This is a genomic window from Lactobacillus nasalidis (assembly GCF_016587775.1).
Taxonomy (GTDB): Bacteria; Bacillota; Bacilli; order Lactobacillales; family Lactobacillaceae; genus Lactobacillus; species Lactobacillus nasalidis.
The window spans coordinates 1-462 of the sequence record NZ_BOCG01000066.1 but is presented as its reverse complement, the minus strand read 5'-3'; the positions used below and the strand labels follow the sequence as shown (position 1 = coordinate 462).

Genomic DNA, 462 nt, shown 5'->3' with positions numbered 1-462 from the left:
GTAATCCCCCAGCTGGTCAGCAGCTTGCGCATCTTTTTAACAAAAGCCACCTGGCTGCCGCCGACTGCCTGGGCCAAAGTCAAAGCCGCCCCGTTGGCGGATTCAATCAAGGTCGCCCGGTAGAGCTCCTTGATCGTGTAGGCATGGCCGCTGGCCAGCGGGACGTTGGAGTACTCGGAATTCTGGCTGATCTTGGCAATGGTGGCCGTTGGCTTGGCCGTGCTGGTCCAGGAGAGCTTGCCCTGCTTGATGGCCTGCAAGGTCAGGTAAACCGTGACCAGTTTGGTCATTGACGCGATCTGCCGGGGCGTGGTCGCGTTTTTTGCGTAAAGAATCTGCCCGCTGTCGGCATCAATGGCAATGGCCGCCTTGACGTCCAGATTCAAGTCCTGCTTCTGGTAGTTGGCCGTTGCAGCGGCTACCGGCTTTGCCTGCCAAGCGGCTGCGCCGGTCAGCAATAAT

1 protein-coding gene is annotated in these 462 nt (G+C 59.1%); it reads right to left on the bottom strand.

What is annotated here, in order from left to right; genetic code table 11:
• Nucleotides 1-462 (bottom strand): D-alanyl-D-alanine carboxypeptidase family protein (locus lacNas_RS00685; RefSeq protein WP_201346498.1); only part of this gene is annotated, 462 nt, incomplete at both ends.